The sequence below is a fragment of the Pseudomonas sp. Emmai genome, from assembly GCF_055179735.1.
On the sequence record NZ_CM143685.1, the window covers coordinates 6956269 to 6976098 of the forward strand.

The 19830-nt window shown below is 61.1% G+C and carries 20 protein-coding genes; 7 read left to right on the forward strand and 13 right to left on the reverse strand.

What is annotated here, in order from left to right; translation table 11 throughout:
- Nucleotides 1-44: 44 nt before the first annotated feature.
- The 4 genes from ACY4LX_RS31990 to ACY4LX_RS32005 form a co-directional block, all read right to left on the reverse strand.
- Entirely contained in the window at nucleotides 45-962 is a 918-nt protein-coding gene (locus ACY4LX_RS31990) for an SdiA-regulated domain-containing protein (protein WP_463258777.1), read from the reverse strand.
- Between the two features lie 130 nt (nucleotides 963-1092).
- Nucleotides 1093-2022, reverse strand: coding sequence for an SdiA-regulated domain-containing protein (locus tag ACY4LX_RS31995; protein ID WP_149660279.1), 930 nt, complete (start codon nucleotides 2020-2022; stop codon nucleotides 1093-1095).
- Between the two features lie 248 nt (nucleotides 2023-2270).
- Nucleotides 2271-2936 (reverse strand): fumarylacetoacetate hydrolase family protein, encoded by a 666-nt coding sequence (locus ACY4LX_RS32000; protein WP_149660278.1) that lies wholly within the window; start codon nucleotides 2934-2936, stop codon nucleotides 2271-2273.
- Between the two features lie 21 nt (nucleotides 2937-2957).
- Nucleotides 2958-4352, reverse strand: coding sequence for an FAD-binding oxidoreductase (locus ACY4LX_RS32005; RefSeq protein WP_149660277.1), 1395 nt, complete (start codon nucleotides 4350-4352; stop codon nucleotides 2958-2960).
- Nucleotides 4353-4556: 204 nt separating this feature from the next.
- Here ACY4LX_RS32005 and serA point away from each other — a divergent pair, with 204 nt between their 5' ends.
- Entirely contained in the window at nucleotides 4557-5786 is a 1230-nt protein-coding gene (gene serA, locus ACY4LX_RS32010; RefSeq protein ID WP_123404055.1) for a phosphoglycerate dehydrogenase, read from the forward strand.
- Nucleotides 5787-5907: 121 nt separating this feature from the next.
- Here serA and ACY4LX_RS32015 read toward each other — a convergent pair whose 3' ends face one another.
- On the reverse strand, nucleotides 5908-6333 hold the full coding sequence (locus ACY4LX_RS32015) for a DUF4399 domain-containing protein (RefSeq protein WP_463258778.1): 426 nt from the start codon (nucleotides 6331-6333) through the stop codon (nucleotides 5908-5910).
- A gap of 136 nt (nucleotides 6334-6469) precedes the next feature.
- Here ACY4LX_RS32015 and ACY4LX_RS32020 point away from each other — a divergent pair, with 136 nt between their 5' ends.
- Entirely contained in the window at nucleotides 6470-7057 is a 588-nt protein-coding gene (locus tag ACY4LX_RS32020; protein ID WP_149660275.1) for a transporter substrate-binding domain-containing protein, read from the forward strand.
- 35 nt (nucleotides 7058-7092) lie between these two features.
- Here the strand turns inward: ACY4LX_RS32020 and ACY4LX_RS32025 are convergent, their stop codons facing one another.
- Together ACY4LX_RS32025 and ACY4LX_RS32030 are read right to left on the reverse strand one after the other, a co-directional pair.
- Nucleotides 7093-7575, reverse strand: a complete 483-nt coding sequence (locus ACY4LX_RS32025; protein ID WP_149660274.1) for a 2-thiouracil desulfurase family protein — start codon at nucleotides 7573-7575, stop codon at nucleotides 7093-7095.
- Between the two features lie 2 nt (nucleotides 7576-7577).
- Entirely contained in the window at nucleotides 7578-8210 is a 633-nt protein-coding gene (locus tag ACY4LX_RS32030; protein ID WP_463258779.1) for a 2OG-Fe(II) oxygenase, read from the reverse strand.
- 108 nt (nucleotides 8211-8318) lie between these two features.
- On the opposite strand from ACY4LX_RS32030, the gene ACY4LX_RS32035 reads away from it, so the two are divergent.
- A complete protein-coding gene (locus tag ACY4LX_RS32035) occupies nucleotides 8319-9050 on the forward strand; it encodes a DUF2059 domain-containing protein (protein WP_149660272.1) in 732 nt (243 codons plus the stop codon).
- Between the two features lie 71 nt (nucleotides 9051-9121).
- Here the strand turns inward: ACY4LX_RS32035 and bipL are convergent, their stop codons facing one another.
- On the reverse strand, nucleotides 9122-10069 hold the full coding sequence (gene bipL / locus ACY4LX_RS32040; protein ID WP_463258780.1) for a phospholipase BipL: 948 nt from the start codon (nucleotides 10067-10069) through the stop codon (nucleotides 9122-9124).
- A gap of 97 nt (nucleotides 10070-10166) precedes the next feature.
- On the opposite strand from bipL, the gene ACY4LX_RS32045 reads away from it, so the two are divergent.
- Together ACY4LX_RS32045 and ACY4LX_RS32050 are read left to right on the forward strand one after the other, a co-directional pair.
- A complete protein-coding gene (locus tag ACY4LX_RS32045) occupies nucleotides 10167-10745 on the forward strand; it encodes a DUF6436 domain-containing protein (RefSeq protein ID WP_463258781.1) in 579 nt (192 codons plus the stop codon).
- A gap of 102 nt (nucleotides 10746-10847) precedes the next feature.
- Nucleotides 10848-13250, forward strand: a complete 2403-nt coding sequence (locus ACY4LX_RS32050; protein WP_463258782.1) for a penicillin acylase family protein — start codon at nucleotides 10848-10850, stop codon at nucleotides 13248-13250.
- A gap of 42 nt (nucleotides 13251-13292) precedes the next feature.
- On the opposite strand, the gene ACY4LX_RS32055 is transcribed toward ACY4LX_RS32050, so the two are convergent.
- Complete coding sequence (locus ACY4LX_RS32055; protein ID WP_463258783.1) at nucleotides 13293-14198, reverse strand: AraC family transcriptional regulator; 906 nt, start codon at nucleotides 14196-14198, stop codon at nucleotides 13293-13295.
- A 110-nt stretch (nucleotides 14199-14308) separates the two neighbouring features.
- Between ACY4LX_RS32055 and ACY4LX_RS32060 the strand changes: the two genes are divergently transcribed.
- Nucleotides 14309-14650 carry a carboxymuconolactone decarboxylase family protein gene (locus tag ACY4LX_RS32060; RefSeq protein ID WP_169372601.1) on the forward strand — a complete coding sequence of 114 codons (342 nt, stop codon included), beginning with the start codon at nucleotides 14309-14311 and terminating at the stop codon, nucleotides 14648-14650.
- Between the two features lie 118 nt (nucleotides 14651-14768).
- Here ACY4LX_RS32060 and ACY4LX_RS32065 read toward each other — a convergent pair whose 3' ends face one another.
- Nucleotides 14769-15734 carry a GlxA family transcriptional regulator gene (locus tag ACY4LX_RS32065; RefSeq protein ID WP_463258784.1) on the reverse strand — a complete coding sequence of 322 codons (966 nt, stop codon included), beginning with the start codon at nucleotides 15732-15734 and terminating at the stop codon, nucleotides 14769-14771.
- 362 nt (nucleotides 15735-16096) lie between these two features.
- Here ACY4LX_RS32065 and ACY4LX_RS32070 point away from each other — a divergent pair, with 362 nt between their 5' ends.
- The gene (locus tag ACY4LX_RS32070) at nucleotides 16097-16738 is read left to right on the forward strand and encodes an HD domain-containing protein (protein WP_463258785.1); all 642 of its coding nucleotides are present in this window, start codon (nucleotides 16097-16099) and stop codon (nucleotides 16736-16738) included.
- Between the two features lie 117 nt (nucleotides 16739-16855).
- Here ACY4LX_RS32070 and ACY4LX_RS32075 read toward each other — a convergent pair whose 3' ends face one another.
- The 3 genes from ACY4LX_RS32075 to ACY4LX_RS32085 are packed head-to-tail and all read right to left on the reverse strand — an operon-like array spanning nucleotide 16856 to nucleotide 19805.
- Entirely contained in the window at nucleotides 16856-17749 is an 894-nt protein-coding gene (locus tag ACY4LX_RS32075) for an ABC transporter permease subunit (RefSeq protein ID WP_149660263.1), read from the reverse strand.
- The gene (locus ACY4LX_RS32080) at nucleotides 17746-18627 is read right to left on the reverse strand and encodes an ABC transporter permease subunit (RefSeq protein WP_463260658.1); all 882 of its coding nucleotides are present in this window, start codon (nucleotides 18625-18627) and stop codon (nucleotides 17746-17748) included. Before ACY4LX_RS32080 ends, ACY4LX_RS32075 begins: the two co-directional genes overlap by 4 nt.
- A 35-nt stretch (nucleotides 18628-18662) precedes the next feature.
- On the reverse strand, nucleotides 18663-19805 hold the full coding sequence (locus ACY4LX_RS32085) for an ABC transporter ATP-binding protein (RefSeq protein ID WP_149660261.1): 1143 nt from the start codon (nucleotides 19803-19805) through the stop codon (nucleotides 18663-18665).
- Nucleotides 19806-19830 lie beyond the last annotated feature (25 nt).

The window sequence follows — 19830 nt, forward strand, 5'->3', positions numbered from 1 at the left end:
CCTTCGCGAGCAAGCTTCGCTCCTACAGGGGATTGTGGTGATGGTCAGGGCTGTGCAGGTTTTTTGAAGGTGTAGAACAGGTTTGGCTCGCTGACGAGATACAGCGTGCCCTCGTCGTCCATGGCGATGCCTTCCGCTTGCGGCACGGTCTTTTTCAGGCCCTGACGCCCGCTATTTAATGACATCGTGCTCAACGGTCGCCCATCCACATCCAGCTCGATAATCAGCCGCGATTCATCGGACAGCGCCATCAAGTGGCCGCTGCGTTCGTCGTATTGCAGGCTCGACAGGTCGCGCACGAACATCCCGGCATCGCGCTTGGGGTTGTTGACCACGTGCACCGCGTAGGACTTCTCCGGGTTGTAATGCGGGAAGCCCTGCACTTCGTAGATCAGCATCGGGTCGCGCTCCTTGGCGACAAACAGGCGCTTGCCCACCGAGTCATACGCCAACCCTTCGAAACCCTTGTTGCCGCTCATGTGCACACCAAGCGTCATCTGCTCGGCGTCCGCGGCGTCGAGGAACGTGGTGTCTTTCTCCAGGTGAATCTTGATCAGGCGCTGCTGGCGTTCGTCGGTGACCACGTAGGTGTCGGCGCTGATGAACTCCACCGCCTCCGGGTCGCCAAAACCGATCAGCGCGATACGCCGCAGGATCTTGCCGTCCAGGGACAGCTCAATCAGCTCGGCGTTTTTGTTGGTCACCGTGAACAGGCTGTGGCGCACCGGATCGTAGGTCAGCGCCGAGACGTCATCGTCCAGCCCGTCGATCACTTGCGCCTCGATCTCGACCCGATACTGATCCAGGCCAATGGCCTCGGCATTCATCGGCTGCCACAGCGTGTGCACATTGAACCAGGCGCGCTCGAACAGACGCAGGTACTGGCCGACCGCGACCAGCACGATCAGCGCAATCACCGACAGGATCAGAATCAGGGGTTTGGGGCGGGCAAGTCGACGCATTCAGGCAAGCTCGAAATCAGGGCGGGCGGATGAAATACCACGGCTGACTGAATCCAAACTTAATGGCCTATGGCCGCGGCCCCGCAGGTTTACCTTAACCGGCGACCGCGCGCCACCCCGCATCTGTAGGCTATTTCTGTTTTTCGAAGCGATAAAACAGATTCGGCTCGCTGACCATGTACAGCGTGCCCGCTTCGTCCATGGTTACGCCTTCGGCGCGGGGGATCGTCTTTTTCAGACCGTTGAAGCCGCCGAGCAGGGTCATGAAGCTGACCTGCTCGCCCTTCTCGTCCAGCTCCAGCAGCAGGTGCGAGTCGGCGGACAGCGCCAGCGTATGGCCGGTGCGCGGGTCAATGGCCAGGGCCGACAGGTTGCGGATATCCAGTTCGTTGCTGGCCAGTTTCTGTTTATCGCCGGTGAGGGTCTGGCTGCCGTCGCTTTTCCAGCTGAACAGCTGCGGCGGGCGCTCTTCGCCCAGCAACAGTTGCTGATTGCGCGGATCCCAGACGATGGCTTCGAACGCCTTGTTCTGGTCTTTCGACGGGCCCAGGTCGTATTTCGGGAAGTCTTCGCGGTGCAGTTCACGGGTGTTGGCATCGACCTTGATGATCGACAACATGTGCTCGCGCTCATCGGTAATGGCGATCAAGCCATTGCCCATGGTCGTCACGCCTTCCGGATTGGTCCAGCCCACCAGTGGCATCTTGCGCAGCACATCGCCCTGCAGGGTCAGTTCGACCAGGAACGGGTTCTTGCCCATCACCGAGAACAGGGTTTTGGTCTGCGGGTCGTAGGACAGGTCCGAGGCTTCGTCCTTTTCCATGCCCGGCAGCAGTTTGGCGTCGATCACCGCCCGGTAATCCGGGAGCCAGACACTCTGTTGGCGCTCGGCCGGGCTTTCAAAACGCTCCATCAGCCAAAGCGCACCGCGGTCGTCCCAATGCATCGCAAACGCCAGGCCATAACCCGCTGCAACGGCCAGCAACAACCAGTAATACCAGCGCATGAGGAATCGTGGACGACGAGGAGTTGGCAGGGTCGGGAGCGGTGGTGTGGCCATCAGGGGATGCGTTCCAGAAATTCAGGCTAAAGGTAATAGCACAATCGGGCAGGCTCAGACGCCAGGAACCGAGGAATTATCCAGAAGGGATGTGAAAAAAACGGGAAATGGCGGGAAAGCCCTGCGCCTGATCGTTCCCTCGCACTGCGCGGGAATGCCGCCATGGACGCTCCGCGTCCGCTTCGAATGTGACGCGGAGCATCACGGGATGCATTCCCACGCAGAGCGTGGGAACGATCATGCGTAGATCAGCGAACGCTGCTGTTGAAGCTGCTGACACCCGGCAATTCCAGCACCAGTTCGTCACCGACATTCAGCGGGCCGACCCCCACCGGCGTACCGGTGAGGATCACGTCGCCGGCCTGCAGCGAGAAGCAGCCGGCCATGTACTGGATCATCGGCACGATCGGGTTGAGCATGTCCTTGCTGTTGCCATCCTGGCGCACTTCGCCATTGATGGTCAGGCGGATGCCGATGTCGGTCAGGTCGGCGAAGCTGCCGGCGGACACGAACGGGGCAAGCACCGCCGCGCCATCGAAGGACTTGGCAATTTCCCAGGGCAGGCCCTTGGATTTCAGCTCGGCCTGTTTGTCGCGCAGGGTCAGGTCCAGGGCCGGGGCGAAACCGGAGATGGCGTCGAGCACTTCTTCACGGCTCGGTTTGGTCGACAGCGGCTTGCCGATCAACACGGCTATTTCCGCTTCGTAGTGCACCGAACCGCGCTCGGTCGGAATGGCAAAACCGCCTTCCAGCGGCACCACGCAACTGCCCGGCTTGATGAACAGCAGCGGCTCGGTAGGCACCGGGTTGTCCAGTTCCTTGGCGTGTTCGGCATAGTTACGGCCGATGCACACCACTTTCCCCAGCGGGAAGTGAATACGCGTACCGTCGACATACTGGTGCTGATAGCTCATTACCGACTCCTGCTCGTTGATTCAAACAGCAAAAATTTTGCCCGGGTTCATGATGCCGTTCGGGTCGAACACCGCTTTCACGGCTTTCATGTACTCGATCTCAACCGGGGAACGGCTGTAGGTCAAGTAGTCACGCTTGGTCATGCCCACGCCGTGTTCGGCGGAAATCGAACCGTTGTACTTCTCGACGGTTTCGAACACCCACTTGTTCACGGTCGCGCACTTGGCAAAGAACTCGTCCTTGCTCAGGTTTTCCGGCTTGAGGATGTTCAAGTGCAGGTTGCCGTCGCCGATGTGGCCGAACCAGACGATTTCGAAGTCCGGGTAGTGTTCACCGACAATCGCGTCGATTTCCTTCAGGAACGCCGGGACTTTCGAGACGGTGACCGAGATGTCGTTCTTGTACGGCGTCCAGTGGGAGATGGTCTCGGAGATGTACTCGCGCAGCTTCCACAGGTTCTGCAACTGGGTTTCGCTCTGGCTCATCACACCGTCCAGCACCCAACCCTGCTCGACGCAGTGCTCGAAGGTTTCCAGGGCGTGGTTGGCCACTTCTTCGGTGGTCGCTTCGAATTCCAGCAACGCGTAGAACGGGCAATCGGTTTCGAACGGCGCCGGCACGTCACCGCGCCCCATGACCTTGGCCAGGGCTTTGTCGGAGAAGAACTCGAAGGCGGTCAGGTCGAGTTTGCTCTGGAACGCGTGCAATACCGGCATGATCGAGTCGAAATCGGCGGTGCCGAGGACCATGGCGGTGAGGTTTTTCGGCGCCCGGTCCAGGCGCATGGTCGCTTCGACCACGAAACCGAGGGTGCCTTCAGCGCCGATGAACAACTGACGCAGGTCGTAGCCGGTGGCGTTCTTGATCAGGTCGCGGTTCAGCTCCAACAGATCGCCCTTGCCGGTGACGACTTTCATGCCAGCCACCCAGTTACGGGTCATGCCATAGCGAATCACCTTGATCCCGCCGGCATTGGTGCCGATATTGCCACCAATCTGGCTCGAACCTGCGGACGCGAAATCCACCGGGTAGTACAGGCCTTTTTCTTCAGCGACGTTCTGCAGATGCTCGGTGACCACGCCTGGCTGACAAACGGCGGTGCGGTCGGTGAGGTTCACGTCGAGGATCTGGTTCATGTAGTCGAACGAGACGACCACTTCGCCATTCGCGGCCACCGCAGCAGCGGAAAGCCCGGTGCGACCGCCGGACGGTACCAGCGCCACCTTGTGTTCATTGGCCCAACGCACGATGGCCTGGACTTGTTCGGTGGTCTTGGGAAACACGATGGCCGTCGGGGCCGGGGCGAAATGCTTGGTCCAATCCTTGCCATAAGCATTGAGGGAGTCGGCATCGGTCAGGACCTTGCCAGGCTCAACCAGGGTCTTCAGCTCTTCAATCAGGGCAGGATTGGTCATCGACAGAACTCTCGAACAATTCATGGTCATCCTGAGAACGCTTCACGTCGCAGGAATGAGTGTTTAGCGGGGTGCGTATGCTAGCATACCGACCCCGCAGGGTAGTGCCCAACGGCTATTCTGCGGTGATGGCATTGTTGCCGTCCGGGTCAGCATCTGTTGACCATTTCCTGCCATTTTTCTCCGGGATACAGGTTTACGCAGATGAGCAAGACTTCTCTCGATAAGAGCAAGATCAAGTTCCTTCTTCTCGAAGGCGTCCACCAATCGGCTGTCGACGTTCTCAAGTCGGCTGGCTACACCAGCATCGAGTACCTCACCGGTTCTCTGCCGGAAGCCCAGTTGAAGGAAAAGATCGCTGATGCGCACTTCATCGGCATTCGCTCCCGCACTCAACTGACCGAAGAGATCTTCGATCACGCGAAGAAGCTCGTGGCGGTAGGGTGTTTCTGCATCGGCACCAACCAGGTTGACCTGAACGCTGCCCGCGAACGCGGTATCGCCGTGTTCAACGCGCCGTACTCCAACACCCGCTCCGTGGCCGAGCTGGTGCTGGCCGAAGCGATCCTGTTGCTGCGCGGCATCCCTGAGAAGAACGCTTCCTGCCACCGTGGCGGCTGGATCAAGAGCGCGGCCAATTCCTTCGAAATCCGTGGCAAGAAGCTCGGCATCGTCGGTTACGGCTCGATCGGTACTCAGCTGTCGGTTCTGGCTGAAGGCCTGGGCATGCAGGTGTTCTTCTACGACACCGTGACCAAGCTGCCGTTGGGCAACGCGACTCAGGTCGGCAAACTGACCGACCTGCTGGCCATGTCCGACATCGTCACCCTGCACGTTCCGGAAACCGCCGCCACCCAGTGGATGATCGGCGAGAAGGAAATCCGCGCCATCAAGAAGGGCGGCATCCTGATCAACGCCGCGCGCGGCACTGTGGTTGAGTTGCAAGCCCTGGCAGACGCGATCAAGGACAAGCACCTGATCGGCGCGGCCATCGACGTGTTCCCGGTGGAGCCGCGCTCCAACGACGAAGAGTTCGAAAGCCCGCTGCGTGGCCTGGACAACGTGATACTGACCCCGCACATCGGTGGTTCCACCGCTGAAGCGCAAGCCAACATCGGTCTGGAAGTGGCGGAAAAACTGGTCAAGTACAGCGACAACGGTACGTCCGTATCGTCGGTGAACTTCCCGGAAGTGGCCCTGCCGGCTCACCCTGGCAAGCACCGTTTGCTGCACATCCACGAGAACATCCCGGGTGTGATGAGCGAGATCAACAAGGTCTTCGCCGAAAACGGCATCAACATTTCCGGTCAGTTCCTGCAGACCAACGAGAAAGTCGGCTACGTCGTGATCGACGTCGATGCCGATTACTCGGAAATCGCCCAGGAGAAACTGCAGCACATCAACGGCACCATTCGTTGCCGGGTCTTGTTCTAAGACAGTGGCAAGCGGCAAGCTTCAAGCGGCAAGTTGAGTTCGCTTTTGCTTTGACTTGAGGCTTATAGCTTGAAGCTTGCAGCTATAAAAAAAGGGAGCCCCCGAAAGGGGCTCCCTTTTTTTATTTCACATTGACGGTGATCTTTTTCGACACGATGGGCGGATCGAAGGCCATATGGTTCATGTCGCCTAATTCCAACTGCAAGGTGTGCTTGCCAGGTGTCAGCGTCAGCTCGGTTTCGGTTTGCGCCTTGCCAAAATGAACGTGATTGGCATCTGCCGGGATGACTGCGCCTGCAGCCACAACATCCTTGGCATCGATCAGCAAATGGTGGTGGCCGGTGTTCTTGGTGGTATCGCCCGCGGGCGCCAGCGCAACATTCTCGACAGCGAATTTAACCTTGAAGGTTTTCTGGACAGTCCCACCATCTTCAGGAGAAACGATGGACACTTCCGCACCTTTAGGGGCCGGGGTAGCAGCGCTGGCGAGCACCGACACACCCATCAACAGGCCAGCCAATGCTGCTCGTGACATAAACGTTTTCATTCTCTTCTCCAGTTTTTCCGTAAAATCCGCGTGACCGTATCTAACTTCACGGCCATTCGTTGTCGAAGGCACTCGACAACCATAGCAAAGCGCGCCTGAATCAGAGCGTCGCAATAATGAATTCAAAGGAGTGACCATGCGTTTCTTGCCTGGCCTGATCTGCCTGCTACCCCTTTTGAGCCCTTTGGCTCATGCCGAACTGATTGATGATGTGTTCGACCGCGGCGAATTGCGCATTGCTCTTGAGGCTAATACACCGCCATTCAATTTCAAGGACGACGGCAAACTGACCGGGTTCGAAGTCGAGTTGGGTCAGCTGCTGGCCAATGAACTGGATGTGCGCGCCGACTTCGTCGTGACCGATGCCGCCGATCTGCTGCCAGGTGTTGAAACCGGCAAGTACGACGTCGCCATCAACCACATAGCAATGACCGCGGATCTGAAGGATCGTTTCGACTTCAGCGCGCCTTACAGCCACACCGATGCGCAACTGATCGCGCAGAAAGAAGAGCAGCCACAGTCGATGTTGCTGGTGCAGACGTTGAAGGAAGCGGTGCCGAAAGCCAGCGAGCCGGTGAGCCTGGCGATTCCGTTCCAGAAAGGTAACCCGGCATTCCACGCCAGCCTCGATAACGCGTTGCAGCGGATCAAGGCGGATGGTCGGCTGGAGGCGTTGACGCAGAAGTGGTTTGGGGCGGATACGAGTGTCGAGGCCAAGCCCTGATCTTAGGCTCGCCCCTTAAAGGTTTGTCTAAGTCGTCAGTCTTGTGTGAGCAAAGCGGCGGCTTCGGCCAATTCCAGTTCGCTGAACACTTGAACGCCATGGCGCTTGAGCAATGCCGCCGTCACCCCTTCGCCACTGACTTTCACGCCGCTGAAAGTCCCGTCATAGGTCAGCAAATTCCCGCAAGACGGACTGTTGGCCTTCAACACCGCAATCCGGATGCCGTGCTTTTGCACCAACTCCAGCGCTTGATAAGCCCCCGACAGAAACTCGGCACTGACGTCTTCACCTTCAGTGGTCATCACCGACGCATGCCCATCCAGCACCTCACCACCCTGCCCACCCGGAATCTCCGCCGCCGCCCTCGGCGTCGGCAACCCGCCAGCCACTTCCGGGCACAACGGCACCACCCGGCCCTCGGCGATCCATTGGTCCAATAGATCAAACGGCCCACTCGCCCCGCCGTCGTAACGCACGCGATGGCCTAGCAGGCAGCGGCTTACCAGAATTTTTTGCATGATCAGAACGGCTCGTTACCGCGACGGCGGAACCAACCGGTCAATGACAGGCGATCCCGGGTCGCGGGCAGGACTTCGTGGGGCACCTCGCCCGACAGGAACACCACCAGGCAGCCGCCGGTGGGCACCACATTGTGTTCAACGCCACCGTCCAGGTACATGCGCAGTTCGCCGCCGTGTTCCGGCAGCCAGGCATCGTTGAGGTAGATCACCGCCGAGACCATGCGCCGGTCATCGTCGCGAAAACGGTCCACGTGCTTGAGGTAGAACGCGCCGGGCGGGTACAGGGCGAAGTGGCTTTCGAAATCTTCCAGACCGAGGAACAGGCCACGATTCATCGCCTCGCGCAGGCTGTCCATCAAGCTCAGATAACTGTCGCAGGCCTCTGTCTCGCCGGGTTCGAGCCACTGGATGTGATCACCACGTATTCCTTCGCGAATCTCCGACGTCGGTCCGCGCCCCACCGCCGCCGGGGCCAGTTCACCTTCGGCCGCACGTTTACGGCACTCAGCCGCCAACGCTCGGGTCAGATCCAGAGGCAGGAAAATATTCTGCTGCGACCAGCCCCGTTCGGCCAGGTCGTCGACGATACGTAACAGCAGCGGGTGATCAGAGGGTATTTGCATGGCGCGCATAGTATTCCTGTGCCTGCAAATCCGACAGAGCCGCGCGGCGGGCTGATACGAATTCTCGACAAGTTCCTGTACCGCACGGAGAATAGTCGCCTGCCGACAGGAGTCCCTATGCGCCGTTTGCTTTTTTCACTGTTGATGCTCTGTGTTTTGCCCGCCTGGGCAGACGGCCACGACCAGTTGTACAAGGTCGCCGGTTGGCCAGACCAACGTGCGCATTTTAACGACGCCCTCTCGGCCGCCCAGCAGCGCTACCAGAACAGCCTGCCGCCCGCCGTCTTCCAAGCGTTGGTCAACAACAGCAACCAGCGCTTCGCCCCCCAGGCCATGGATCAGCGCGCCGAAGCGCAACTGCGCAAGACCCTCGCCGATCCGAAACCGGCCCTGGCGTTTTTCCAGACCCCGCTGGGCAAGAAGGTCGTCGCCGCCGAGTTGCTGGCGACCCGACGCGATCAACTGGCGAAAAACGCCAAGGGCTTGCCCAAGATTGAGGCCAGTGACACGCGCCTGCTGATCATCGGCCACCTGGCCCAGGCCCTGCCCGCCCGCGAGGCCGGTGCCGAAGTCACCCTGGCGATTGCCGGCGTCGCGGCGGACAGCTTGAGTTCGATGATCCCGGGCCTGCTCGGCGGCGGTCAGGCCCCCGGGATGTTGAATGGTCAGCGCCAGCGGCTGATGGATCAGATCGGCGCCGATCTGAACAACACGCTGCTCTACGTCTATCGCGACTTGTCGGATAACGAACTGGAAGAGTTTGCGACCTTTGCCGAGTCGGATGAGGGCAAGGCGTATTACCAGGCAGCGTTGGCGGCGATTCGGGCGGGGTTGGCGGTGGGGCAGTAGGATTTTCGCCGCCCGGAAGATTGCCTTCGCTGTAGGAGCGAGGCTTGCCCGGGAAGAGGCCGGAACGACCGCTAGAGATTCCGCCCCTTGATCCGCTTCGTCAGAAACCCGAAATACTCCTCCCGAAACGCCACCGTCTCATTCGCCAAATGGTGCCGCGCCTCCGGCAGCATCAACACCTGCGGCCGATCGAACTTGGCCTTCAACACCTCCAGGTTGTGCTCCCAATCCACGGTCATGTCTGCCTGCCCCTGCACAATCAGTGGCCGCCGCGGACTGTTCGTCGACGCCTCGATACGCTTGATCCAGCGTTTCAGCGCACCGACCCACGCGGTCGGCAAACGCAGCGGCTGCAACGGGTCGGCTTGCAGGAAGGGCAGGAACGCCGGGTCATTGGAGTTCTCGCTGAAGCGCCGGGCGATGCCGTTGACGAAGGGCTTGAGCAGGTAATAACTCAACTGCGACCAGCCCCAGGCCCGTGGTCGTACCAGCGGCGACAGCAGGATCACCTGACCTTGCGCCGGGCTCTCCGCGCCCTGACTCAGCACATGGTCGATCACAATCGCCCCGCCGGTGCTCTGTCCGAACAAGTGCCACGGCTGTGGTAATTCCAGGGACCGCGCTTCGGCGAACAAGCCTTGCAAGGTGTCCTGATACTCGGCGAAATCCTTGATGCTCGCGCGCTCGCCACTGGACAGGCCATGCCCCGGCAAGTCGCAGGCAATCACCGCGAACCCCTGATCCAGCGCCCACTCGATCACATGCCGATACAGCCCCGTGTGATCGTAGAAACCGTGAAACAGGAACATCGTCGCCTTCGCCCGCTCCGGCCACCAGACCTGGCTGACCACTTCATAACCATCGACCTGAAACCGCCCCAGACCACGGCGCAGCGTGCGCCCCGGCAAATCCAGCCCATAGAACGCTTGATAGGCCAGGCCCTCCGTCGACAGCGGCTGCCAATCAGCCAATGGCCGCAGGCTGGCGCGCAAATGATCGGGGTCGAAAGTAGCAAGCATGGGTAATTCCAGAACGCGAAACAGACTTTATGGGCCTGCGATATTCATCTGTCGCGGCAAGCATGGCAAGCTGGGCGACCTTCGAGGATTGAAACCCATGCGTTCGGCCTACCGCACCACACTGCTTGCCAGCCTGCTCGCCCTTGTGTGCGCCGGCGTGCTGTGGGCCGCTTACGACTGGTTTCAGGGGCGCTACCTGCGGGCATTCAGCGAGCACACCGCGGTGTTTTCCGGCGATCCGTTGCGCCTGCCCGACGACCTCGCCGGCCCCGGTGCCGTCCGCCTGGTGCATTTCTGGGACCCGGCCTGCCCGTGCAACGTCGGCAACCAACAACACCTCACCGAACTCGTCGAGCTGTATGTACCCAAGGGCGTCGAGTTTTACGCAGTCCAAAAACCCGGTAGCCACGGCCAGTTGCCCAGCACCTTGAGCCGCCTGAAAACCATCACCGTGCTGCCCGGTTCCGAGCAGATCCCCGCCAGCCCGGCGGTGGCGATCTGGGACCGCGCCGGCAAACTCGCGTATTTCGGCCCTTACAGCGAAGGCCTGACCTGCAATTCGAGTAACAGCTTTATCGAGCCGATCCTGCAAGCACTGAACGAAGGCCGCACAGTCAACGCCACCCACACCCTGGCGGTGGGTTGCTACTGCCCGTGGCCGGTGGAAGTGAAATAAGGCATTGCGGACAATTCGAGGACGGTGGTGCCCGGCACGGAAGGTCTGTGCTACATGTTTGCAGCCCACACGGGTGGCAACCGAAAAGAACAAGGAGTCACCATGAAACGCGTCCTGACCGTACTCGCCTTGCTGCTCGTCGCCCTCGCCATCGGGGTTGGCGGCTACGTCTACAGCAAGCAGCCGACGCGCCAGGGCCAGGTGACGTTGAACAATCTCCAGGGCTCGGTGACCGTGCGCTACGACGAGCGCGGTGTGCCGCATATCCGCGCCGAAAACGAAACCGACCTCTACCGCGCCCTCGGCTACGTGCACGCCCAGGACCGCTTGTTTCAGATGGAAGCCATGCGTCGCCTCGCCCGGGGTGAACTGGCGGAAGTCCTCGGGCCGAAACTGGTGGACACCGACAAACTGTTCCGCAGCCTGCGCATCCGCGAGCGCGCCGAGAGTTATGTGGCCGCGCTCGATCGTCAGTCACCGGCGTGGAAGGCCCTGCAAGCCTACCTGGACGGGATCAACCAATATCAGGACACCCACGCCGCGCCCGCCGAGTTTGACGTGCTGGGGATCCATAAGCGCCCCTTCACCGCCGAAGACACCATCAGCGTCGCCGGCTACATGGCCTACAGCTTTGCCGCGGCGTTTCGCACCGAACCGTTGCTGACCTACGTGCGCGATCAGCTCGGCCCCGAGTACCTGAACATCTTCGACCTCGACTGGCAGCCCAAAGGCGTGCTGGTCAAGGCACGCAGCAAACCGGGCCCGGCCCTGGCCGCCGGCGACTGGCAAGACCTGAACGCTCTCGCCCGTTTGAGCGACCAAGCCCTGGCCGACAATGGCCTGCCGCAGTTCGAAGGCAGCAACGCCTGGGCCATCTCCGGCAACCGCAGCAAAAGCGGCAAGCCACTGCTGGCCGGTGATCCGCATATTCGCTTCTCGGTGCCGTCGGTGTGGTACGAGGCGCAACTGTCGGCGCCGGGCTTCGAACTGTACGGCCATCATCAGGCGCTGGTGCCGTTTGCCTTTCTCGGCCACAACCTGGATTTCGGCTGGAGCCTGACCATGTTCCAGAACGACGACCTGGATTTGATCGCCGAGAAGGTCAACCCGGACAATCCGAACCAGGTCTGGTATCGCGGCAAATGGGTGGACATGGTCAAGACCGAGCAGCAGATCGCGGTGAAGGGCCAGGCGCCGGTGACGCTGACCCTGCGCCAGTCGCCCCACGGCCCGATCATCAACGACGCCCTCGGCACCGCCGCCGGCAAGACCCCGGTGGCAATGTGGTGGGCGTTCCTCGAAACGCCGAACCCGATTCTCGAAGGCTTCTACCAGCTCAACCGCGCCGACACCCTGGCCAAGGCCCGCGCCGCCGCTGCCAAGGTGCAGGCGCCGGGATTGAACATCGTGTATGCCAACGCCAAGGGTGATATCGGCTGGTGGGCCTCGGCGTTGCTGCCCAAGCGTGCGGCTGGAGTGAAGCCCGGCTTCATCCTCGACGGCAGCACTAATCAACCGGACAAGGAAGGCTTCTACCCCTTCAGCGCCAATCCCCAGGAAGAGAACCCGGCACGGGGCTATATCGTCTCGGCCAACTTCCAGCCGGTTTCGCCGACCGGGATGGAGATTCCCGGTTACTACAACCTTTCGGATCGCGGTCAGCAGCTCAATCGCCAGCTCAGCGACAAGAGCGTGAAATGGGACAACGACGCCAACCAGAAGCTGCAACTGGGCACCACCACCGCTTACGGCCCGCGCCTGCTCGCGCCGTTGCTGCCGGTGCTGCGTGACGTTGTAAGCGACCCGGCCGAACTCAAACTGGTGGAGCAACTGGCCCAGTGGCCAGGCGATTACCCGCTCAGTTCGATCAGCGCCACGGTGTTCAACCAGTTCCTGTTCAACCTGACCGACGCGACGCTGCACGATGAGTTGGGCAACGACTTCTTTGAAACCCTGCTCTCGACCCGGGTGATCGACGCCGCGCTACCGCGTCTGGCCGCCAGCGCCGATTCGCCGTGGTGGGACAACCGCAACACCCCGGCCAGGGAAACCCGCGCCGACACGGTGAAAGTGGCGTGGCAGGCGAGCATCGCGCACCTCAAGACCGTCCTCGGTCCTGATTTCGCGCAGTGGCAGTGGGGCAAGGTGCACACGCTGACTCACGGTCATCCGCTGGGGGCGCAGAAGCCGTTGGACCGGATCTTCAACGTCGGCCCGTTCGACGCGCCCGGCACCCACGAAGTGCCGAACAACCTCTCGGCCCGGATCGGCCCGGCGCCATGGCCGGTGACCTACGGTCCTTCGACCCGACGCCTGATCGACTTCGCCGACCCGGCCCACAGCCTGACCATCAACCCGGTCGGCCAGAGTGGCGTGCCGTTTGACAGTCACTATGAGGATCAGGCGGAGGCGTATGTCGAGGGGATGTACATGCAGGCGCATTTCAGTGATGAGGAAGTGATGGCGAATACACGGAGTACGTTGAAGCTGTTGCCGGCGCGGTAGATTTTTGGTGCCCGCGAAGAGGCCGTCACTGACACCAAAAATCTAAATCCCGCGCCGCACCCGCCCCGGCGCCTCCCCATAAATCTCCTTGAATTTCTTGCTGAACGCCGCTTGGGACTGATACCCCACCTGCACCGCAATATCACTCAACCCCAGATGCGATTGGCTCAACAAACTGAACGCCAATTCCATCCGCACCTGCGTCAGCAACACCCACGGTGACACCCCGGCCACCTTCACAAACGCGCGCATGAACGTGGCCCGGGACATGCTCGCCGCTTCCGCCAGACTTTCGATGGTCCACTCGTGAGCCGGATCGGCCAGCATCGCTTGCCAGGCACGACCCAGGCGTTTGTCGCCGAGCAGCGCCAGGGTGCCGCTGGCCGGGCCCAGCGTCGCCAGGTGCGCCCGCAGCATCAGGGTGAACAACGCCTGGGACAGGGCGTCGAGCAAAAACTTCGCCCCGGCCTGATTGCCCTCCGCCTCCCCGCGCAACACCTGGACCAACGCTGGCAACGGCCCGTTCGCCGGCAACGCGCCGTTGGGGATCACCAGATAGTCCGGCAGCGACGCAAACAGCAGCGAGGCGCGGTTGTAGTGAAAGGTCCCGCAGAGCATGTCCAGATCGGCACTGGCGCCACCGATGCGATGCACCGGCAACGCGCCGCCGCGGATGATCTTTTGTGCCGTGGGCGCGACGGTTTTCCCGGGGCTGTGGATCACGTGAGGCGTGCCGCCGGGCAGCAGCAGGATGTCGCCCGCGCGCATGGGCAGGCGCTGGCCATCGGGAAATTCCACGCGGCACTCGCCGGCCAACACGATGTGGTACGGCGCCATGCCCAGCGCTTGCTGCTCGTGGGCCAGAGCCCAGTCGCCCTGGAACTGGCAGCGCAAATCCAGCGTGCCGCGCACGTTGGCCAAAGTGATGAGTTTATCGATCGGATTCATTTGAGCGCATCGAAGAAAGAACTGAGCGGATCGAACAAACCCGAACCGCGCCAAAGGACAAAACTGAGCGTGTCGAAACAGTACACCCAACCCGCTGAGGAGTTAACGCTATGTTCCATAACTGGTCCGAACTGCTGCCCACCATCCAGAAAGCCTTTGGCGCCCTGGGCAAGAGCAACCCGAAAATGGTCAAGGCCTACATGGCCCTTGGCGAAGCGGCTGCGGAAAACGATGTGCTGGATGCCAAGACCCGCGAGCTGATTTCCATTGCCGTGGCGATCACTACCCGTTGTGATGGGTGTATCGCGGCGCATACGGATGCGGCGATCAAGGCTGGGGCGAGTCGCGAAGAAGTCGCCGCGACACTGGCGACGGCAATTTCGCTGAATGCCGGGGCGGCGTACATCTACTCGCTGCGCACGCTGGAGGCGTATGACTCACTGAAAGGTTGAGCGCACCGATCATTCCCACGCTCTGCGTGGGAATGCCGCCATGGACGCTCTGCGTCCGCCTTTGGGACGCGGAGCGTCCCGGGATGCATTCCCACGCAGAGCGTGGGAACGATCAGCGTTAGACCATCGCCGCAAAGTTCAGCCTGAACTGCTGCGGCGTCACGCCCAGCCGGCGGTTGAACACGCTGCGCATGTGCTGGGCATCGCGAAACCCGCATTGATACGCCACCGTCTTCAGCGGCGACGTGGTGCTTTCCAACAGCACCCGCGCCGCATCCACCCGCGCCCGCTCGACGAATTCCGCCGGGGTCACTTTCGCTTCCTTGGCAAACACCCGTGAAAAATTGCGCGCGCTCATGTTGGCCGCATTCGCGAGATCGGCGAGGGCCAAGTCGCCGGTGAGGTTGGCGAGCACATAGAGCTGCACCAGCGCCACCGCCGAGGTCGGCTCGGCGTGGGGCGTGAGGAACGGACTGAACTGCGATTGCCCGCCAGAGCGCTGGGTGAACACCACCAAACGCTTGGCCACGCTGAGCGCCACTTCCGGGCCGTGATCGCGCCCCAGCAGATACAGCGACAGATCGATTCCCGCCGTGACCCCCGCCGAGGTGTAGAGCTCGCCGTCCTGCACGTACAACCGATCCGCGTCCACCTGGGCGGACGGACACAAAGCCGCCAGCGCCACCGCATCGCCCCAATGCGTGGTGACGGTGCGCCCATCGAGCAACCCGGCCCGCGCCAACATGAACGCACCGTTGCAGATCGAACCAAACCGCTGCGCCCGCGCGCAGGCCTCGTGCAGCCAGGTGTCGAACGTCGCGCCGAAATTCAGAAACGGCAACTGCGGCCCGCCCGCCACCAACAGCAGGTCGTAAGCCTCCAGCGCTTCGCTGAAATGCCGATGCGCGTTCAGGGACAAGCCGTTGGAACACGGCATCATCCCGCGCTCGACCCCGATCACCTCCAGCCGATAGTGATCCTCGGGCGCGAGGAACCGATTGGCCTCGGCGAACACATCCATGGGGCCGGTGACGTCCAGGGACTGCACACCGGAAAACACCACGATGGCGACGGATTTTTGCATGGTTCGGCTCGCCTCTCTGATTTCAAGCATCTACACGGACCTGTGGCGAGGGAGCTTGCTCCCGCTCGGCTGCGCAGCCGTCGTAAAACCTCTGGATGCGATAAGCCTGACAGAATCCGATTGCAGCTTTTGGGGCCGCTTCGCAGCCCAGCGGGAGCAAGCTCCCTCGCCACAGGCAATCATCTGGTTCAAATGCGCAATCACACTCCAACCCTAGCGAAACACCGCCCAACAAGCGAGGTTGGCGCGATATGCATGCTCATTGGCCGGGATCGCAGCCATGGATCGATTGTCCGGTTTCGGGTGCGGGCACAGACTTTCCCCATCAGCGCCGCCACGGCGTTCCCCACGAGGAAAGCACCATGAGCAGCATCATTGCCGGTATCAAAATCCCCGACAGCGCATTGGCCAGGGCCACCACCGAATACATCCGCGACGTCGAATCCGACCTGCTGTTCCACCACTCGCGCCGGGTATTCCTGTTCGGCGCCTTGAGCGGTGAACGCAAGCAACTGGCTTACAACCCGGAGTTGCTCTACGTCGGCGCGATGTTCCACGACCTGGGTCTGGTGGAAGGTCAGCGCAGCGATAACGAGCGGTTTGAAGTCGACAGTGCCAATGCGGCCAAGGCCTTCCTCAAGCCTTACGGGTTGAGCGACGACGATATCGAGCAGGTGTGGTTGTCGATTGCCCTGCACACCACGCCAGGCGTGCCGCAACACCTGCGGCCGAATGTGGCGCTGGTCACGGCGGGGGTTGAGATGGATGTGTTGGGTATCGATTACGCCGCGTTCCCGACGGCGCAGCGTGAGGCGGTGGTGCATGCCCACCCCCGTGGCGAAGGCTTCAAGGAATGCATCCTGTGTGCGTTCGCCAATGGCTTCAAACACAAGCCCGACACCACGTTTGGCACGGTGAACGCGGATGTGCTGGTGGACAGCGAGCCGGGGTTCAAGCCGATGAACTTTGTCGAGATCATCCGCAAATCCCCTTGGGCTGCCTGACCCCACACTGATCGTTCCCAGGTTCTGCGTGGGAATGCAGCCCGGGACGCTCCGCGTCCCAAAGCGTGACGCGGAGCGTCACAAGAGGCATTCCCACGCGGAGCGTGGGAACGATCATCAGGCCACTTCCGGCGCCTGTTGCGCCCGGCGCACGTCCGGTTGCTTCCAGGAATCGGCAGCGCCTTCTTCGATCGCTTGCTGAATCGCCTTTTTGCGCGACTCTTCGGCGCGGCGGCTGAAGAACCACACTAGGAAGGTCACGATCGACACCGCCAGCAGAATCAGACTGGCCACCGCGTTGATCTCCGGCTTCACGCCCAGGCGTACCGCCGAGAACACTTCCATCGGCAGGGTCGTCGACCCCGGACCCGACACGAAGCTCGCCAACACCAGGTCATCCAGCGACAGCGCGAAGGACATCATCCCGCCCGCCGCCAGCGATGGCGCGATCATCGGAATGGTGATCAGGAAGAACACCTTCCACGGCCGCGCACCCAAGTCCATGGCGGCCTCTTCGATGGACAGGTCCAGCTCACGCAAGCGCGCCGACACCACCACCGCCACATACGCCGCACAGAACGTGGTGTGGGCGATCCAGATGGTGACGATGCCACGTTCCTGGGGCCAACCGATCATCTGCGCCATGGCCACGAACAGCAGCAACAGCGACAGACCGGTGATCACTTCCGGCATCACCAACGGCGCGGTGACCAGGCCACCGAACAGCGTGCGGCCCTTGAAGCGCGTGATCCGCGTCAGGACGAACGCCGCCAATGTGCCCAGCGCTACGGCCGCAATCGCGGTGTAGCAGGCGATTTCCAGCGAACGCACCACCGAGCCCATCAGTTGGGTGTTGTCGAGCAAACCGACGTACCACTTGATCGACCAGCCACCCCACACCGTCACCAGTTTCGAGGCGTTGAACGAGTAGATCACCAGGATCAGCATCGGTGCGTAGATGAACAGCAGACCCAACACCAGCATCAGGCTGGAGAAACGGAAGTTCTTCATTCTTTGCCCTCCATTTCCTTAGCCTGACTGCGGTTGAACAGGATGATCGGCACAATCAGGATCGCCAGCATCACCACCGCCAGGGCGGACGCCACCGGCCAGTCACGGTTGTTGAAGAACTCTTGCCACAGCACTTTACCGATCATCAGGGTTTCCGGACCGCCGAGCAGTTCCGGGATCACGAACTCGCCCACCACCGGAATGAACACCAGCATGCAGCCGGCGACGATGCCGTTTTTCGACAGCGGAATGGTGATCTTCCAGAAGCTGTTGAAGGTGCTCGAGCCCAGGTCGGACGCGGCTTCCAGCAGGCTGTAGTCGTGTTTCACCAGGTTGGCGTAGAGCGGCAGGATCATGAACGGCAGGTACGAATACACAACGCCGATGTACACCGCGAGGTTGGTGTTGAGGATCTGCAGCGGTTCGTTGATCCAGCCCATGGTCATCAGGAAACCGTTGAGCAGACCGTTGTTGCTGAGGATGCCCATCCACGCGTAAACGCGGATCAGGATTGCGGTCCAGGTCGGCATCATGATCAGCAGCACCAGCACCGTTTGCAGCTCTTTACGGGCGCTGGCAATGGCGTAGGCCATCGGGTAACCGATCAGCAGGCACAGCACGGTGCTGATCAGCGCCATCTTCAGCGAGCCGAGGTAGGCGGCGATGTACAACTCGTCGTTGCCGAGCATCGCGTAGTTGCCCAGGTTCAACAGCACCTGGAGCTTCTGGTCGATGTAGCTGTAGATCTCGGTGTACGGCGGGATGGCCACGTCGGCTTCGGCAAAGCTGATCTTCAAGACGATGAAGAACGGCAGCATGAAGAACATGAACAGCCAGATGAACGGAACCCCGATGACCAGTTGGCGGCCACCGGGAATTATTCGGTTGAGGCGGCGTTTGAATTTGCGCATGTTCATGAGCGAAGTACCACGCCGCTATCGTCTTCCCAGTACACGTAGACCTGATCGCCCCAGGTCGGACGCTGGCCACGGCGCTCGGCGTTGGCGACGAAGGACTGCACCAGTTTGCCGCTCGGCAATTCGACGTAGAACACCGAATGACCGCCGAGGTAGGCGATGTCATGCACCTTGCCGCTGGACCAGTTGTACTCGCAGGTCGGCATTTCGGCGGTGACCAGCAGTTTCTCCGGGCGGATCGCGTAGGTGACGGACTTGTCCTGCACCGAGGTGCTGATGCCGTGGCCGACGTAGATCTGCCGATCCAGGTCTTTGCAGGTGATGGTCGCGTGGCCTTCAGCGTCGTCGATCACTTCGCCTTCGAAGATGTTGACGTTGCCGATGAATTCGCAGACCAGGCGACTGGTCGGGGTTTCGTAGATGTCGATCGGGCTGCCGATCTGGGCGATCCAGCCCAGGTGCATGATCGCGATGCGCTCGGCCATGGTCATGGCCTCTTCCTGGTCGTGGGTCACCATCACGCAGGTCACACCGACGCGCTCGATGATCTCGACCAGCTCCAGCTGCATTTGCGAACGCAGCTTTTTATCCAGTGCGCCCATCGGTTCGTCGAGCAGCAACAGCTTCGGCCGCTTGGCCAGCGAACGGGCCAGGGCCACACGCTGACGCTGGCCACCGGACAACTGATGCGGCTTGCGCTTGGCGTACTGCGTCATCTGAACCAGCTTGAGCATGTCCGCGACACGGGCATCGACTTCAGCGGCGGGGATCTTGTCTTGCTTAAGGCCGAAGGCGATGTTCTGCGCCACGGTCATGTGCGGGAACAAGGCGTAGGACTGGAACATCATGTTGATCGGTCGCTCGTACGGCGGCATCTCGGTGATGTCGACGCCGTCGAGGTAAATGCGCCCCTCCGTGGGCCGTTCAAACCCTGCGAGCATGCGCAGCAAGGTGGATTTGCCCGATCCCGAACCGCCGAGCAGGGCGAAGATCTCGCCTTTCTTGATTTCCAGGGACACGTCGTCCACGGCAATCGTCTCGTCGAACTTCTTCGTGACCCGGTCGATTTTGACCAACACCTGTTTAGGTGTCTGGTCGCCCTCGAGGGCTTTCTTATAGGCGCCGGAGGCAACTGCCATTTACGAAACTCCCAGAAAAAAAGAG

What these genes read in the sequence shown, in the direction of transcription:
- ACY4LX_RS31990 (WP_463258777.1), bottom strand. Translation starts at nt 962, where the DNA reads ATGCGTCGACTTGCCCGCCCCAAACCCCTGATTCTGATCCTGTCGGTG.
- ACY4LX_RS31995 (WP_149660279.1), bottom strand. Translation starts at nt 2,022, where the DNA reads ATGGCCACACCACCGCTCCCGACCCTGCCAACTCCTCGTCGTCCACGA.
- ACY4LX_RS32000 (WP_149660278.1), bottom strand. Translation starts at nt 2,936, where the DNA reads ATGAGCTATCAGCACCAGTATGTCGACGGTACGCGTATTCACTTCCCG.
- ACY4LX_RS32005 (WP_149660277.1), bottom strand. Translation starts at nt 4,352, where the DNA reads ATGACCAATCCTGCCCTGATTGAAGAGCTGAAGACCCTGGTTGAGCCT.
- serA (WP_123404055.1), top strand. Translation starts at nt 4,557, where the DNA reads ATGAGCAAGACTTCTCTCGATAAGAGCAAGATCAAGTTCCTTCTTCTC.
- ACY4LX_RS32015 (WP_463258778.1), bottom strand. Translation starts at nt 6,333, where the DNA reads ATGAAAACGTTTATGTCACGAGCAGCATTGGCTGGCCTGTTGATGGGT.
- ACY4LX_RS32020 (WP_149660275.1), top strand. Translation starts at nt 6,470, where the DNA reads ATGCGTTTCTTGCCTGGCCTGATCTGCCTGCTACCCCTTTTGAGCCCT.
- ACY4LX_RS32025 (WP_149660274.1), bottom strand. Translation starts at nt 7,575, where the DNA reads ATGCAAAAAATTCTGGTAAGCCGCTGCCTGCTAGGCCATCGCGTGCGT.
- ACY4LX_RS32030 (WP_463258779.1), bottom strand. Translation starts at nt 8,210, where the DNA reads ATGCGCGCCATGCAAATACCCTCTGATCACCCGCTGCTGTTACGTATC.
- ACY4LX_RS32035 (WP_149660272.1), top strand. Translation starts at nt 8,319, where the DNA reads ATGCGCCGTTTGCTTTTTTCACTGTTGATGCTCTGTGTTTTGCCCGCC.
- bipL (WP_463258780.1), bottom strand. Translation starts at nt 10,069, where the DNA reads ATGCTTGCTACTTTCGACCCCGATCATTTGCGCGCCAGCCTGCGGCCA.
- ACY4LX_RS32045 (WP_463258781.1), top strand. Translation starts at nt 10,167, where the DNA reads ATGCGTTCGGCCTACCGCACCACACTGCTTGCCAGCCTGCTCGCCCTT.
- ACY4LX_RS32050 (WP_463258782.1), top strand. Translation starts at nt 10,848, where the DNA reads ATGAAACGCGTCCTGACCGTACTCGCCTTGCTGCTCGTCGCCCTCGCC.
- ACY4LX_RS32055 (WP_463258783.1), bottom strand. Translation starts at nt 14,198, where the DNA reads ATGAATCCGATCGATAAACTCATCACTTTGGCCAACGTGCGCGGCACG.
- ACY4LX_RS32060 (WP_169372601.1), top strand. Translation starts at nt 14,309, where the DNA reads ATGTTCCATAACTGGTCCGAACTGCTGCCCACCATCCAGAAAGCCTTT.
- ACY4LX_RS32065 (WP_463258784.1), bottom strand. Translation starts at nt 15,734, where the DNA reads ATGCAAAAATCCGTCGCCATCGTGGTGTTTTCCGGTGTGCAGTCCCTG.
- ACY4LX_RS32070 (WP_463258785.1), top strand. Translation starts at nt 16,097, where the DNA reads ATGAGCAGCATCATTGCCGGTATCAAAATCCCCGACAGCGCATTGGCC.
- ACY4LX_RS32075 (WP_149660263.1), bottom strand. Translation starts at nt 17,749, where the DNA reads ATGAAGAACTTCCGTTTCTCCAGCCTGATGCTGGTGTTGGGTCTGCTG.
- ACY4LX_RS32085 (WP_149660261.1), bottom strand. Translation starts at nt 19,805, where the DNA reads ATGGCAGTTGCCTCCGGCGCCTATAAGAAAGCCCTCGAGGGCGACCAG.